Origin of the sequence: Paraburkholderia fungorum (assembly GCF_902833645.1) — a bacterium.
GTDB lineage: Bacteria > Pseudomonadota > Gammaproteobacteria > Burkholderiales > Burkholderiaceae > Paraburkholderia > Paraburkholderia fungorum.
In genome coordinates this window covers 64,619-79,640 of the sequence record NZ_CADFGE010000005.1, presented here as the reverse complement: position 1 = coordinate 79,640, position 15,022 = coordinate 64,619, and the positions used below count along the sequence as shown (strand labels likewise).

The window sequence follows — 15,022 nt, the reverse complement described above, 5'->3', positions numbered from 1 at the left end:
CGACGGCACTGCGGCGGTGTGCCCGCTGTGCTAGGCGCGCGCCAGCGGTCACCGAAAACATGAACAAACACGCCGCGATGCCGGCGTGATCTGCGACCTGCCATCAACCTGGTGTTGACGCACGTCGCAACGTCGGTCGTGGAGGCCGGCGTCAAACGTCTGACTGTCGTGGGCGAGATGCGATGCGCTTGCCCTGATGCGTTCGATTTCGTTGCCCGCTTCGCACGCGATAACGACCTGCCGGTCCAGGCGCTCATCCAGCCGGTCGTCGAATCCGGTCAAGCCCGAACCGGCCAATCCATCCAATTGGCTTTGCGCAAAGGAGGCTTACGACGGACAAGCTATTGATCGTCGGCTGCCTTCACAGGTCATTGTGCATCGGCGTTCTGAACAGCGCGGGATGCGACGCGTTGAGCGGGCCGTCAACCTCGATTGGCCCGGTTCGCGCCGTATCCATTTCCGGGCGATGTCCCGCATCGCACCTCGTAGTCGCCTCGGGCACCGGACGGCGCGAAGCGGCCAGCCCTAGCCTGCGCTCGAGCAAATGATGGTGGGCGCGGTGTAGGGCGATGGATAGCCGGAATCGGGGCCGCTGAGGACGCGCAGGCGCTGGGTCGCGAGGACGTCCGCTTGCGTTTGCTCGCGGCGGGTGAGAGCTGCGGGCGCGGCGCCGTTCGGCAGAGGTTCGTTGACGCCGCATTTCAGCGTCTTGCCGTCGGCAAGCTGTACCGTCGTTTGGTAGGCGTAATCGGGTCGCGCAGCCATGCCGTCGGTCGACCAGAAAGTGACGACGCCGAGCAGTGCGCAGGTGAAGTGTCGAATCATCATGATGTGTTCCTCAATACTTGTCCACGTCATTTGACACCGGCCGACGCTGTTGAGATACGGCATATCCTGAAACTCTCTTTTCCAGGATATGCGTTTGTCGTAGGGCGACGCTGATCCGGCGGTGTTGGCCCCTCTCGTGATGCGACACGTGCATACGGTCAGTTACGCTTCTCCCCGCTTACAGGCGACAAAAACATATAGCGTGGTACATCCAGGTTTTGCGGCGCAGGTTTGTTCCTGAATACACGACCAGCGAGGTCGTATGTGGAACCATGACAAGGGCACAGGAAGCCACCCGGCCAGTTGTCTGGCAGATTGGCCTGTGGCCCCGGCTGAAATCGCGGTCTGGGTGTGCAGCCAAGATGCGTACAGACGCCGACGACAACGAGAAGGTTTTGATGATTCGCTCGCGAACGGTATTCATTCTTGCAGTAATTCGGCAACGGCATCGAGAACGGATGGCGAGTGGATGGGTCTGCGACCATCGAACCAGCCTTGACCACATCTGCCAGCATTTCCTCTGTCCGGTTGACGACGAATACCGGCATACCGCGCCAGGCAACCGTCATCATCTCGCCCGGCCCCAGCGTGCTGATGTCCGCAGTAACCGGCGCACCCTCGGCCCGAGCTTTCTCCGATGGCGCGAACGAATCCACAATCGGCACGAGCGTGACCACACCGGCGATTCCCCCTGTCACCGATGTCGCAATCAACCACTTGCGGCGGCTGCCGTCCACGCCTTCTTTAGCATCTGCTTTCACGTCGCCCTCCATGCGTCCGAGGCTCATGTCTATTTGATTTTTGTTTTGCTGGGGCGTTCTGCACTCCGACCGAATCCTTTTCGATAATTTGTCGACTGTCCGCGATTTACTATTGAAGGGCATTTTGTCAGAGGCGTCGACGACGGCCTCTGACAAGCTATCAAGCTATCGCAAGTGTCCACTGACGCGCCGCACTTAAGCGATAGCAGAGCAATGCCGGTGCTGCGCCACGAGTCGCAGACCCTACGCCGTTCTCGAAACCGCTGCCGCCGCGATCGTGCAGTATTCGCGAAGCGGTCCGACGTACCGTGCGTCGCCGCTTACTGTTGATATGCCAAATCGGCACGTCGGTTTTGCGCCCACGATGCTTCGTCGTGTCCTGTTGCGACCGGCTTTTCCTTTCCGAAACTGACCGCCTCGAGCTGCGAGTCGGGAACGCCAAACAGAATCAACTCACGGCGGACCGCCTCGGAACGCTTCTGACCCAGTGCGAGATTGTATTCACTCGAACCTCGTTCATCGGTATTGCCCTGGATACGCACATGGCGTTGTGGATGGTTCTTCAGATATTGCGCGTGCAGCTTCAGGAGCGACTCATATTCGGGCTTGACGGTGTAGTCGTCGAAGTCGAAGTAGACACTGCGTTTGGCGAGCGGGCTGTTCGGGTCGTTCAGCGGGTCTACCCCTATCTGGGTAACGGCGTTCGGGTTCGTTTGTGCGCCGACGCCGCCACTGGGACCCGTTGCGCTGGCGCCCTCGTTGAGCTTGACCCCCGAGTGACATGCCGTCAACGCCCCGACCAGCAGAACAGTGAGCAACTTAGGAAGTTTCGACATCATTTGGTCTCTCCTTGGTGGTTTAAACACTGCCAGCAATACTCATCATGCGATAGCCGCCCGACGGTCACCTGTCATCGTCACGCTCGTGAAGGAAAAACCGGCCGCCGCGCAAATACTCAAACCACCCTCTGCCACGCAGCTCATCACCTCGCCACGCTGGGTAATAGCCTGGTCCATGGACCACGGGTGGAATGCGATATGTCACCAGCGGAAGGTCATTCTTGACGTCAGATATGTCGCTCGCAATAGATGTCGTGTTGACCTCGACCGGATTGAGCATTCCGATTTCAATGCACGCTTGCGATTGAGCACTGGCAAGCGGACTCATGCATGCAGTCGAAAAAACAATCAGTAAAGCGGCTGGACGGTGTCTCATGGCTTCTTTTTCTCCAACCTGCCGACCCGGTAACGGTGCCGACTGGAAACGCATCGAGTCCCGGACGCTTTACCAATTCTGGGACAAAGCTCACACCGCCGTACCGAAGGCGGCACGGTCCTGGCATTCAATGAGGGAATAATCTCGCCACGATGCTCAGCACGCACATTGCTACCACCAGCGTTGCAATCACGACGGGGACTACGAGAACGATAACCCAGAGACTCTTAATCGCTCCAGACTCCCGACGCGTCGGACGAGCAAGTCCGCTTGGTCCGAGAATTGTCGTTCGGGGAACTCTCGGACCTCGTCGCGCGGCGGCTGATTGTGTATGAACAACTCCAATTCGACGTGCTTTCCCTGTCCTGGCTTGATGTCTCATCGGTGCCTCGCACCTCATTGTCGAATCTGCTTGGCGGCGCTTTGTCGAGCGCCGTCAAAAAAAAATGAATCGTTGGTCCCCTTTTTGCCTGCAGCGCCGAGAAACGAAACTTCGCGGACGCTGCGTAACCCCTGGCCGCCATCGGTCGACCTAAAAGGCGCAGACTCACCAAGACACGGCTTGATTGGGTCAGTGTCGAAATGGCAATCAAGTTGGTTCGTGTTGTCGCAGGACGGAGAGTTGGAGTTTACTCACCGCGCATGCCCACCTCCGTGCCCTACATGGGCCATACGAACAGTTCGCGCGCGGGTGCGCCAGCTGCAATACTCACCACGCGGCGCACCTGGTTTCCGTTGTAGCTGGCCGTCACCGTGTACCGACCATACGGCAGAGAGACCAGCATGAACGGACCGCGCGTGCTTGTATCCAGCACGACAGTACCGTGAGCGTCGGAAATCTGGACAGGTATGTCCGCGAGATACTCATTCCCAGCATTCGTCTTGCCTGCGAACTCAAGAACAAGCGGATAGTTACCCATCTCGCTTTTGATGGCTGTCGACTCGTCACTACCCACGCCACCGGACAAATAATTTATTGCACCCGCCTGCTGCACAGGCGGAAGTGCCTCTGGCATAGCCAACGCGAGTTGTGCGGTGGCGGAGAGCACGAGCGTCATCGCACTCAATCGCAATATCGAATGTTGCTTCATGTTGACCTCCGTCGAACTCCTTGAAATACGGGAGCATCCGGCGCCGGTATCCCTATCCGATGTCGATTGCCACGAAGATTGGACGACCATCACGCTGAACCAGCAGCGCGACGTTGCCGCCAGCGTTGTCTAGCTCGTCACGCAACTGAGCTGCGCTTGAGACCGGTGTACTGTTGACCCGCGAGATGATGTCCCCCAGCTGAACGCCGGCGAGCGCTGCGGGGCCCGAGCTCTCCTCGACGCGGACACCGCCGGTGAGGCGCGCCTTTTGCCGTTCTTCTGATGTCAGACTGCGCACTGTCAGGCCAAATTGTCCGACCGCAGTCTTAACGTGTTTGGCCGAGGCGACTGAGTTCTCCTCCATTGCACCCAACACGACCGAAGTTTCATGGGCCTGTTGGTCCCGCCAGAACTTCACGCGTACTGCGGTCCCCGGGCCCAAGTCGGCCACAACTAGAGGCAATTGCGCCGAGTCGGTAATTGCCACGCTGTTCACTCGCAATATAACGTCTCCGGCTCGCAAGCCAGACTTCGCCGATGGACCGTTACGATCAACCGAGCTGATCAGCGCACCGATGGGCTGTGCCATGCCGAAAGACCTCGCGAGAGGCGCGCTGACCTCCTGAATGGTCACACCCATGCGGCCGTGCTCAACCTTCCCGTGAAACTGCAATTGCTGTTCGATTCTCATCGCGACGTCAATCGGAATCGCAAACGAAAGTCCCTGAAAGCTATGATGAACCGGTGTATCAATACCGATGACGTCGCCGTTCAAATCGAAGAGAGGCGCACCTGAATCGCCAGTATTCAGGGTGAGGTCGGTTTGAATCAGGGGAACATACGTTTCGTCCGGCAGCAACCGTCCCTCGCTGCTGATGATGCCGGCAGTGGCTGTATTTTCAAATCCGTAAGGCGAACCAACAGAGACGACCCATTGCCCGACCTTCGCACCGGATGGGTTTCCGATTTTCACCGTCGGAAGGTTATGCGCATCGATTTTTAGCAACGCTATATCGCTCGGCGGGTCGATACCGATGACCGATGCCTTGAATTCGCGACGGTCCGTCAGCCTGACGTTGATTTGCGATGCACCTGCAACCACCTGGGCGCCAGTGAGAATGTATCCGTCCGGGCTGATGATGAAGCCGGAGCCGAGGGCTCCCGATGACAATGGGCCTTCACTGGAACGGCTGGGGGAGAATTGTCTGAAGAACTGGACGAACGGGTCATGCTCGTTCGATGCAGGCGGCCAAAGCGGCGTCAGATTGGCGACATGGCTCGCGCGAGGCGCGCTGATATTGACCACGGCTGGCCCGTTTTGCCGCACGATATCTGCAAAGTCCGTCGTAATCCCTGTCGAGAGAACGCGCGGCGTCGTCGGTCTCGCGCTGGGGACTACCGAACCCTGCATTGCCGACGAATAGGTCGGCCTGGACATGCATCCGACAGACAAAGCCGCGACCAGACACGCCGCAACCGGCGTACGCATCAGATTTCCGGTTCGCATAGCATCGCTCCTGGCGACGTGGAAATGACCCGCGTGACCCAGCGGTTATACAAAAGCCACGTATCCATTCCCTATCACGACGATTCCAGCGTAGACCGACAAACTTAAAGAATTCTTAAAATTCCAGCGGAAAGGAGAGCAGGAATCAAGCTCCCCGCCGCAAGGGGCGGGGTATGAACTGCGCTTTTCCAAACTGCCGATCTTCGATCGGCCTACGTCGCAAGCGGCGGGGAATCCGACCCGAAGAGATTGATAATGCAGAATTGGCGGGGCGGCACGACCCGGACACCCGACCACCGTGCTCGGCGGCCCATGCGAGGTGGCCAGACTGCGCGACTGGCCACGAACTCGCCGACGCGACTTGATAAGCGGTCCGATTGCCACAGGTAGAGTACGCCGTGAAAGCTATACGACCTACCGTGGAAATGTCGTGCTTGATGACGCGGTTGAGATGTCGGCGGGTCGACTCACAGCGATAGTCGTCTACGTAATGTATCTGAACGCAAGCTGCAGGCCGCTGTCTATCGACATACGGATTCCAACAACGCGCGCACTGAGTGAAAGAATGGCAAAAGGAAAACCGCGTTCAGACGAAGCTATAGCGCTTGAACGTGTCGTCGACGCCGCGCGCGAAGTACATGCGGCGTCAATAGCACTTGAAGCAAGCGTCCCTGATAAAGGAAGTGAGAAACCATCGACCTTGCAACTCGCGCGATTCACAGCCGCCATGCAGGAGTTGCGCGACGCAGACCGCCCCGCTCCCGACACACGTCGTCGGAGCCGGCGCCTCCTTAGCCGTTCTCTCGCGAGACCAGTCTGACCTCGTGGGTAAGGCAATTTGTCTTTCGATTTACGAGCACGCGTCGGCGAGGCACGGCACGGTCTCGGTAGTTGTTCAATTGGCGCAGTCCTCGGATGACTGAGCACTTACAGCGCTGTCCTGCTGCGTAGCTACGGGATAGCAGCTAATCCGATTCCTGCCGCTGTTCTTCGCTTCGTACATCGCCGCATCGGACGCATTCACCAGTGACCTCAAAGTCGGGAACCGCTGGTCCACGGCGCAGGCGACCCCTATGCTCACGCTCAGAAGCTGGTGCGTGCTGGCGACATGCCGGAGTTCCAGCGCTCTTACCGATGCAAGAATCTTTTCCGCAATATGCGCCGCACCGCCGCTATCCGTATTGGGGAGAAGCACAGTAAATTCCTCGCCACCGTAGCGCCCTGCGATGTCTCCCGGGCGTCTGATGCTTTGACTGATGCAATGTGCGACTGCAATCAGCGCGTCATCACCCGCCGAGTGTCCGTACAAATCGTTGAAACCCTTGAAGTGGTCAACGTCGATTAGAAGCATCGACAACGGGTGCCCGGTTCGCTGAGCGAGACGCCACTCGGTCTGCGCCATTTCCTCGAAGGTACGACGGTTGTGTAGTCCCGTAAGACCATCTGTCCGCGCGAGCACCCGAAGCTCCTCTTCGAATGCGAGACGACGTTTCCACTGCTGCGAGAACGATAAGGCGAAACCGACAATCATCACGTCGAGTGCTGCCATCAGCGAACCTATGGTCCAGGCGCGACCGCGCCACTCGGCATAGATGTCTTCGGTCGCAAGCGCAACATCGAGAATTAGCGGAAATCCGTTGATGTGCCGATATGTGTACCAGCGCTTTACTCCATCGAGAGCTGCCGTACCAAAGAAAGCGCCACTTGATGTTTGCGCGAAACGAGTGTAGTTCGCGGTTCCCATCAAACTCCGGCCGATGACCTTTTGGTCGTATGGGCGCCTCATCAGCATCGTGCCGTCCTCGAGCATCAGCGCCATCGAACCGCCAGAACCAAGATTCATGCCGTCGAACAATCGACGGAAGTAATCGAGCTGAAGCGTGCCGACCACAATACCGGCAAAGCTTCCATCAGGGTGCGAGAGTCTGCGGCTGAGCGCGATGGAGTCACCTCCTTCACCGAGGCGTGGGATGAAAGGGTGGCTAACGTATAGCCCAACGTCAGGCGACTTACGATGGACTTTGAAATAGTCACGGTCAGCGAGGTTGATGCGACGAGCTGGAACGGACCTTGAGTCAATGACAACGTTGCCGGATTCGTCCACAACCAGGAGAGCGCCCAAATCCTTGGCGGACGCTGCGCGGTCGAAGAGTACCTTTTGCCTCATGAGCGGCGGAAGTTTGTTGACCCCAGGCTCCTGGAGCCCATCAATGACCGCCTGGAGAGACAGGTCATAGATTTCCAGGTTTCTAGATGTGTCCCGCTCGACTATGAGCGATAGGTTGGTAGCAGCCTCCTGAGCCCGGCGAAGCGCATCCTGGCGCATGTCCACCAGAACCAGGGCTGAAATCAGGAATATGGCGACCGAAACAAACAGGCTAACGCCAATCAGGAGGTTCGGCCGCCGCGGCGTCATTTTTTTACTCTTCGTCAGATTTTGGGTGTTTCAGGCTCGACTAGGTATTCCCAGCGCTTTCAACGCAGCTATCCAGCATCAGAGCAATCGCAGCAGCATGCTGGGGACGCCGGAGCCGCCCGGATAATCATCGAAGCATAATCGCTGCGGACACAAGACCATCGGTTGAAAAGGAGCAGGTTCGAGCGCTTCTTCCCGGGTTTAAGCGGAAATACAGATTATGTGATGCCAAGAAACGCTACAGGAAGCGCTTGCGACGAGCGCCGCCGATTCACGCCAGAATTCGACACGTTGTGTGACAGATGAGGCTCCTATTGCAACTACCGCACGCCGGCTTTCGGGAGCGTTGACAGGCGCGTCCACCGGACAGGCGGCACCCGCAAGCTTTTTTTGCGCTGCCTCCATAGAAAATGACCCGCGACACCGTTAAAGCAACACGCACATGCGGCAGGATGGTGTCGAACCGAGGATTGCTCGCAGGTCAAACCCTATCGCCTGTGACGAAATGCGTCCCAGCACTCGCTATGGTCCATCCGACGGAGAAGCCGCTTGCGGACATGCTCGCGTCGATAGTGTCCTGCGACCAATAACGCGGCAATTGCCAGCACGGCTATACCCATAAACGTTCCTGTGACTTCCGTCATTGGACCACCTCGTAAACCTGTGTCGTTTCCATGCGATGTGCCGCCCGAGTGTTGCCGGCACGCTGAAGCATGACCAACTGAACCGCATGTTTATCCATGGCGGAGCACGGCTCAACCGCCCTGCTCTCCACCCAGCATCGCGATTCCATTTAGTACATCCTGCCCACTGGCCACTGACGTCTTGAAGTGCTCACTAATCTGCGCTGCGCTGACCTGGTTCGCTTGAACCAGTATGCTTTCAACGCTTGCTAGTGCCCCGGTAACAGGTTCCCGGGGCGGGACGTGTGTCACTACCACTCCCCCACCTTTTGTTGGGGAAATAATCCACAGGTCGCCATCGCCAAAGCTACCAATTTAGATGGACCCAATCTTCGTCTTTCCATGGCCGCTGGGAATTTTTATCTTTTCGGGAATCGGTTTTTTCGTAACCATCACACACCTCACACGCGTCGTCATCGAAATGAAAGATGAAAGAGTTCGAAAGCTCTCCCAGTGCCACGTTGAGCACAGACCCGCGGTTGCGCTCGCATACAAGGATTCTTCAGGATAGTTCGCATCCGGCACTTCGCCTAGCCATTACCCTTAAGAACAGCCAAGGCGCTGACATCGCGACGACCCCAGCCGTAAGACGCAGAACAATTTAACGAGACTCCGAGCCAGGCCTTGCGCCGGACTCACCAGAGCATCGCAGCCCCATGCATTCGAGCGCGGGCACCCCGTCACATTATTGACATCAATCGGGTCTATTTTCGGGCGACCTTTTCCTACAACCACACGCTGGAGCACATATGAGACTCATTCAAACCACGATTGCCGGCCTGACTGGCGCGCTCTTCGTCGTCGCGGCCCACGCCACTGACATCACGGGAGCAGGCAGCACGTTCGCCGCACCTATCTACGCCAAGTGGGCAGACGCCTTTCAGAAGGCAAACGGCGGCAAGGTTAACTATCAGGGCATCGGCTCCTCGGGCGGTATCAAACAAATCATCGCCAAGACGGTCGACTTCGCCGGGTCAGACGCCCCCCTGAAGGACGACGAACTGGCGAAAGACGGCTTGTTCCAGTTTCCGACCGTGGTGGGAGGCGTGGTGCCGGTCGTAAATCTGCCGGGCATCAAGCCGGGCGAGTTGACTCTATCTGGCGAAGTGCTCGGCGACATGTATCTGGGCAAAATCAAAAAGTGGAATGACCCGGCCATCGCCGCTTTGAACCCCAAAGTTAAGCTCCCCGACACAGATATCGCTGTTGTCCGTCGTGCCGACGGCTCTGGCACGAGCTTCATCTGGACGCACTATCTGTCGCAAGTCAATCCCGATTGGAAGAGCAAGGTTGGCGAAGGCACGACCGTCAGCTGGCCGACGGGTACGGGCGGCAAAGGTAACGACGGTGTGGCCGCTTTCGTCCAGCGCCTCCCGGGTGCCCTTGGCTACGTCGAGTGGGCATACGTGAAGCAGAACCATATGGTCTACACCGCGATGAAAAACGCATCCGGTGCTGTGGTTCAGCCAGACACGGAAACGTTCAAGGCAGCCGCTGCCGGCGCTAACTGGTCGAAGTCGTTCTACCAAATCCTGACGAATGAACCGGGCAAGGATGCGTGGCCGGTTGTCGGCGCTACCTTTGTACTGCTGCACACCGCGCAGGACAAGCCTGACCAAGGTAAGGAAACGCTGAAGTTCTTCGACTGGGCATTCAAGAACGGAGACCAGGCTGCTCAGGACCTGGATTACATTTCCCTGCCGCAATCCGTCGTCACCGAAATCCGCTCGCAGTGGAGCACGAAAGTGAAAGACACTGCCGGCAAGCCAATCGCTGAATAAGTTCGAGGCCTCAAGCGCGCTCCCTCCCGGAGCGCGCGATGCCTAAACCCTGGAGGGCACTTTTTGCAAAGAAACTTTGCACCTCATTCGTCATCGTGCTCGCCGCGCTTTTCCTTGTCAGTATCCCCAGCTCGAAGTGCCGTTAGCCCGAGACTGAGCGCCATCACAACAAGGAGCGCCAGAAAGTACCACCCCCACGAGAATCTCAGGTCCACGGAAACCTCCGCTGTCAACCTTCACTGCATCGCAGTGCAAACCCACTCCTTTATTCTAGAAGCCGTGTGGCGCAACAATTAGTTCAGAAACTGATGCAGTGCAACAGAAAATTGGCTGTAGGCTTCTGCGCCGAACGGGTACTGACTTCTGTGCCGCCGAGGGAATTCAGCAGCTATTCGCGCTAGCGTTGTTTTAGTATTCTACGAAGCGCGCGGATACAGGCGACAGAGCGTAGCGACGCGGGAGGCGTCCGCGTTTTCAAGACCATAGATGAATGGCACAGCAGTTCCGCCGCGCCGGCGGAACTGCTGTGCCGCTGGAGGAGCGAAACAATGCGTTCAACGACCGACTTTCCCGTAAGAGCCCTCGCATGTCTTACCAGCCTGGGCATCCTGGCGTACGGCACGCGTGGACTTGCATTGCATCAGCACTTGCATATGGCCTATCTGGCACTCACCGCGGTCGGAATAGTCACGGGAGCGCTTTTCACGGCCACGTGGTCGCCAAAGGCGTAGATAGCCGGTTCGCCAACGAACTCGGCTAAGCGACCAACAATCGATGCTCAGGCACGCGTCGACGTTTCGACGTCACGCCTCATGGACACACGCCTTGCCTTGACCGCTCCCTTTCTAACAATCTGGTGCCGCGCCGTAAGTCTTCAGCGGAGTGATGCTAGACGGGGGTGCGCTCTGATGGGCTCGGTCGCTTCCAGGTCTGTACAAATCCCTCTTGACAGCCCCGCTTCCGCTCGGCCTTATGCCGTTGTACGGTTCCAAGCGACTGCTTCAACGGGGACTTTGTCAGTTGGGGAAGCTCATCCGCATCGCATAGCCGACCACTCGACGTTGCACCGAATTTAAGTCTGGCTTAAGCGCCATCGAGTACATTGCGCAAACCTTGCCGACGACCGCGTCGACATAGGTCCCAATACTTCGCATGATCGCTCAATCGCCGTCCATACGGTCGCGGATACATTCCGGCTAGAAGCAAACGAGTCCAGTGCGGTCACAGGCAGTTGCAACCAACAGATTTCCAGAACGGCTGGTCGACCCTCCGTCATTATCCGGGGCCGACTTTGGGACCCGGAGCTCCGCCGGGTCCGCTTTTTCCCTACTACCAGGCGCTGTCTGCGACAGCGTTAAACCGCTCGTCCAGTCAATCATGATGGAAAGCCTGCTACCCACTGCCACCTACATGTCGCTACCAGTCGGTGTCGTTATCAAATCGTTGTCACGCGGCTTCGCTATAGTCGGTCATTGCGTACAAGGGGCGTAACCACCTTCCTCGTTCCTCAAATCGCGTGTTGATAGAACTCCATGTGCGTAATAGTTATTGAGGCACATCATGAAGAAGCTTCTTAGCCACCATGAGATTGCGATGTTGTTTGTGCTGTTCAGCGCGCCAGGACAGGTGGCGCTCGCAGACCCCGATGTAGCGACCCTTCAACAGGAACAATTGGTGGAAGTCGTGTCAGCGACATCCGAGAACGCCGAATTCAGATTGACATTGGAGGGTACCGAGATGCTAGGGCGCCTCAGGCTGGCGAGGACGTGACGAACGGGTCGCCGGGACCGGGACGGGCAGGCACATAGGTACTGCTGCTCGACCGACCTGTAGCACGCATGTCCAATCACGGTTTCGCCTCAGACTGGCTGCGAACGCGGAAGAATTTCTCCACCGGCATGACTGCAACGACCCCATTTCCGGCCGCGCCGACGTGGGCGATATCCATGATTGTCTTGATTAGCGCGTCGACGCTTTCCGTCTGCACAAAAATTTCGATTTTGATGTGCTCCCTCGTCCAGTCGTCGGCGAAGAGATTGGGGTGCGCACCGAATCCTCTTACCCGCGTAACGGTCACACCATGGATGTCGATAGCACCAAGTTTCCTTTCCAGTACTTCCGCTAAACCGGGCCTGACAATAGCGACAACGCATTTCAGTTCCATGTCTTCCTCCAGCAACGTCGATTGTTAGCGAATCCGTCTCCTACCCTATGCTGTCATTTTGCAACCCCAGCCGCCGGAACCATGCTGGTACCCTGTGAACTCCAGCTTGTGTCATCTGCCAGACTGCCGCCTTTGCTCTGGGGAACCGCACATGTCACTGCCGTCAGGTCTTCGAAGTACTGAAAATTGGAACGGTGCACGCCGCGATTTCGGCCTCCGGCCCGCTGCAGGCGCGTGATGAACGATGCCGATTGCGGACCTGCCGCAGACCGTCGCGAAGCGAATACAGGAACTCGCTCCAATGGCGAAGCCCCATGGCCACCCACACCCCGATCAACGGTCGCGGTGCTCCCCCGAATAAGAGACTCCCACAAAGACCGATGGCTAACATGTCCAGGTGAGTTCACTTCGAATGAAAGAGTTAAAAGGCATTGTAGCGACGTCACTTAGTGTCTCCACGTCCCTAAATTTTAGGCAACGCCCCGTCGCACCGCATTCAGTCGGAGCGCGACGTCAGAAGCGTCACTGGACTGCCATGACAATCCTTCTCCGCCAACACGGCCACCCCGGGAAGCGCGAACAACTGGTCATGAACGGCCAGAGGCGCTGTCGCCGGGCCAACGGCACGTAGCATGTTGATTGGCCAGGACGCACGATAAAGCCGCTCACGCACAAGCGAACCCAACCAAACGGGTGCAGCTGACGCGGCGCCCTGCTCCTCAACCGCGTAGTCCGTGGGCCAGAGACGCAGCACATCGCGTTCGTCTCGCGCGTTGCCGGAATGCGTGAAGACCAGCAAAGACGGCACACCATTGTTCAGCTCTGGCAGCACCGGCAGTCCCATCGCCGAAACCTTGGGCGATGCGAGGGAGAGCAGGCTGCGCGCAGAAAGCTCCGCTCCGTCGACCCAACCTTGAGCTCGAAGGCGACTTCCTATTTCATCAACCTTCGCGGACCACTGAATTGCCAGAGGCTCCTTCCGGTCACCCTCCATGTCTGAGCGATAGCAAGGCAAACGCTGCCACAGAGAATCGGTCCATTGTGATGTTGTGACGATGACCGGTGCGGTACCCGGCGCGCTGTCAGGTTTCGGCGCGGGCGTCCCGGCGTCGAGTTGCACCGCCACACTGACGCACACAACCGTCAGAATGAGAGCTGGCATGAACCCATGCGATGGTTGCACTACCGGCCTACGCCACACTGCGGTAAAGGCGACAACGGAAACCCACACCGACGCAAGCGCCGCGCCTCCAATGGCGTCGGAGAACCAGAATCGACCGAAATAAAGCCCAGACAGGCTGACTCCGACCACGACGACGGTACTCGCAGTCACGACGCACACGCCAACCACGGTACCAACCCTTCGAGCGAGCAAAAACGCAAGAAAGCCATACACAACGACCACAGCGGCGACGTGATTGCTCGGGAACACATATGCGCCGGACGCGAGCGAATCTGGCGGAGCTCGATGGATTGCAAGCTGCAGGGTAAATATCAGTAGCTGTGAAAAGACGACGGCAGTGAGCCAGTACCCAAGCGTGCGCCAACGACGTTCCCACACCATCCACAGCGCCGCTGTGGCGACCAGCGCTGCGAGCGTGGTGACACTGCCGGGCGTAGCAAGGCCCGACAGGACAGTGTCGCCCCATGGGCTGCGCACAGATTGAAGGAAGTGATAAACGGACACGTCAACCCGTACGAGTGGGTCACCACTGATGACGTCCTGCAAGACGCCGAAGAACAGCCAGCAGGAAAGAAGCACAATGACCGACGCCACCCCTATCGCACCGGAAGCGGGTCGGGTCGGATTCAGTAGCTGCAAGGCAAGACGACCTGTCCGCCCTTCGTGGCGACTGGCCCAGTTCGTCAGAGTGCGACCCGCGGCACTCGCCCAGGCACCGGCGTGTGAGAGAACGAAGCGGGCGCCCCGAAAGCTCAACCATACGATTCCAACCAGTAGCGCGATGACGATGACGATGCGAAACGAAACAGCGCCGGCCACCTGGACTGACGCCCCAAAAATAACGCCCGGCAGGATATGCGCGGGCGCCCAGAGTAGAGCTGACAGGATGTTCATGGTGTAAAACCGCACCGGCGTCATACCCGACGTTCCTGCAACCACAGGCACAATCGCTCGTAACGGCCCAATGAACCGGGCGAACACGACGCTCTTCGGACCGTGTTTTGCGAAAAAACTGTGTGCAGCCTCAAAGACTTGAGGGTGCGTGCGAAACGGCCACAACTGGTTAATCTGCGACTTATAGCGGCTGCCGAGCCAGTAGCTCATGCCGTCCCCGGCTACCGCGCCGGCAATCGCGCATGCGAACACCGCCCCCAGGTTCAACGACCCCGTTCCAGCAAGCGCACCTGCCAGGAACATCGCGGTGCTACCTGGGACGAATGTTCCAATCACTGCGACGGCTTCGAGAAACGCAGCCAGGAAAGCAACCGCGAGCGTCCATGCTGTGTGTCCGGCGAGCAGATGCAACAAATGGTCGTATGCGTGTTCCATCGACATCTCCATGGTGCGCGCGCCAGCTGCCGCCTAGCGTCATTCAGATTGCCGCAGGCCGTGT

The 15,022-nt window shown here is 58.1% G+C and carries 10 protein-coding genes; 2 read left to right on the top strand and 8 right to left on the bottom strand.

Annotation, left to right across the window (positions count from 1 at the left end; genetic code table 11):
* Positions 1-525 precede the first annotated feature (525 nt).
* From HWX91_RS17485 to HWX91_RS17460, 6 genes are all read right to left on the bottom strand, one after another.
* Complete coding sequence (locus HWX91_RS17485; protein WP_051743435.1) at positions 526-891, bottom strand: hypothetical protein; 366 nt, start codon at positions 889-891, stop codon at positions 526-528.
* Positions 892-986: 95 nt separating this feature from the next.
* Positions 987-1,589: a ubiquinol-cytochrome c reductase iron-sulfur subunit gene (gene petA, locus HWX91_RS17480; protein WP_028197483.1), complete on the bottom strand. Its 603-nt coding sequence runs from the start codon at positions 1,587-1,589 to the stop codon at positions 987-989.
* Positions 1,590-1,909: 320 nt separating this feature from the next.
* The gene (pal, locus tag HWX91_RS17475) at positions 1,910-2,428 is read right to left on the bottom strand and encodes a peptidoglycan-associated lipoprotein Pal (protein WP_028197482.1); all 519 of its coding nucleotides are present in this window, start codon (positions 2,426-2,428) and stop codon (positions 1,910-1,912) included.
* A gap of 1,035 nt (positions 2,429-3,463) precedes the next feature.
* The gene (locus tag HWX91_RS17470; protein ID WP_028197480.1) at positions 3,464-3,895 is read right to left on the bottom strand and encodes a carboxypeptidase-like regulatory domain-containing protein; all 432 of its coding nucleotides are present in this window, start codon (positions 3,893-3,895) and stop codon (positions 3,464-3,466) included.
* A gap of 52 nt (positions 3,896-3,947) precedes the next feature.
* On the bottom strand, positions 3,948-5,402 hold the full coding sequence (locus tag HWX91_RS17465; protein WP_028197479.1) for a trypsin-like peptidase domain-containing protein: 1,455 nt from the start codon (positions 5,400-5,402) through the stop codon (positions 3,948-3,950).
* An 895-nt stretch (positions 5,403-6,297) separates the two neighbouring features.
* Positions 6,298-7,818 (bottom strand): sensor domain-containing diguanylate cyclase, encoded by a 1,521-nt coding sequence (locus HWX91_RS17460; RefSeq protein ID WP_042275421.1) that lies wholly within the window; start codon positions 7,816-7,818, stop codon positions 6,298-6,300.
* A gap of 1,432 nt (positions 7,819-9,250) precedes the next feature.
* Between HWX91_RS17460 and pstS the strand changes: the two genes are divergently transcribed.
* The gene (pstS, locus tag HWX91_RS17455; protein ID WP_025496808.1) at positions 9,251-10,282 is read left to right on the top strand and encodes a phosphate ABC transporter substrate-binding protein PstS; all 1,032 of its coding nucleotides are present in this window, start codon (positions 9,251-9,253) and stop codon (positions 10,280-10,282) included.
* 1,560 nt (positions 10,283-11,842) lie between these two features.
* A complete protein-coding gene (locus HWX91_RS17450; protein WP_042275419.1) occupies positions 11,843-12,052 on the top strand; it encodes a hypothetical protein in 210 nt (69 codons plus the stop codon).
* 76 nt (positions 12,053-12,128) lie between these two features.
* Here the strand turns inward: HWX91_RS17450 and HWX91_RS17445 are convergent, their stop codons facing one another.
* The gene (locus HWX91_RS17445) at positions 12,129-12,446 is read right to left on the bottom strand and encodes a P-II family nitrogen regulator (RefSeq protein WP_028197477.1); all 318 of its coding nucleotides are present in this window, start codon (positions 12,444-12,446) and stop codon (positions 12,129-12,131) included.
* A 496-nt stretch (positions 12,447-12,942) separates the two neighbouring features.
* Entirely contained in the window at positions 12,943-14,958 is a 2,016-nt protein-coding gene (locus tag HWX91_RS17440) for a VTT domain-containing protein (RefSeq protein WP_028197476.1), read from the bottom strand.
* Positions 14,959-15,022 lie beyond the last annotated feature (64 nt).

Coding starts and splice junctions, on each gene's coding strand:
- HWX91_RS17485 (WP_051743435.1), bottom strand. CDS start 891: ATGCCGTATCTCAACAGCGTCGGCCGGTGTCAAATGACGTGGACAAGT.
- pal (WP_028197482.1), bottom strand. CDS start 2,428: ATGATGTCGAAACTTCCTAAGTTGCTCACTGTTCTGCTGGTCGGGGCG.
- HWX91_RS17470 (WP_028197480.1), bottom strand. CDS start 3,895: ATGAAGCAACATTCGATATTGCGATTGAGTGCGATGACGCTCGTGCTC.
- HWX91_RS17465 (WP_028197479.1), bottom strand. CDS start 5,402: ATGCGAACCGGAAATCTGATGCGTACGCCGGTTGCGGCGTGTCTGGTC.
- HWX91_RS17460 (WP_042275421.1), bottom strand. CDS start 7,818: ATGACGCCGCGGCGGCCGAACCTCCTGATTGGCGTTAGCCTGTTTGTT.
- pstS (WP_025496808.1), top strand. CDS start 9,251: ATGAGACTCATTCAAACCACGATTGCCGGCCTGACTGGCGCGCTCTTC.
- HWX91_RS17450 (WP_042275419.1), top strand. CDS start 11,843: ATGAAGAAGCTTCTTAGCCACCATGAGATTGCGATGTTGTTTGTGCTG.
- HWX91_RS17445 (WP_028197477.1), bottom strand. CDS start 12,446: ATGGAACTGAAATGCGTTGTCGCTATTGTCAGGCCCGGTTTAGCGGAA.
- HWX91_RS17440 (WP_028197476.1), bottom strand. CDS start 14,958: ATGGAACACGCATACGACCATTTGTTGCATCTGCTCGCCGGACACACA.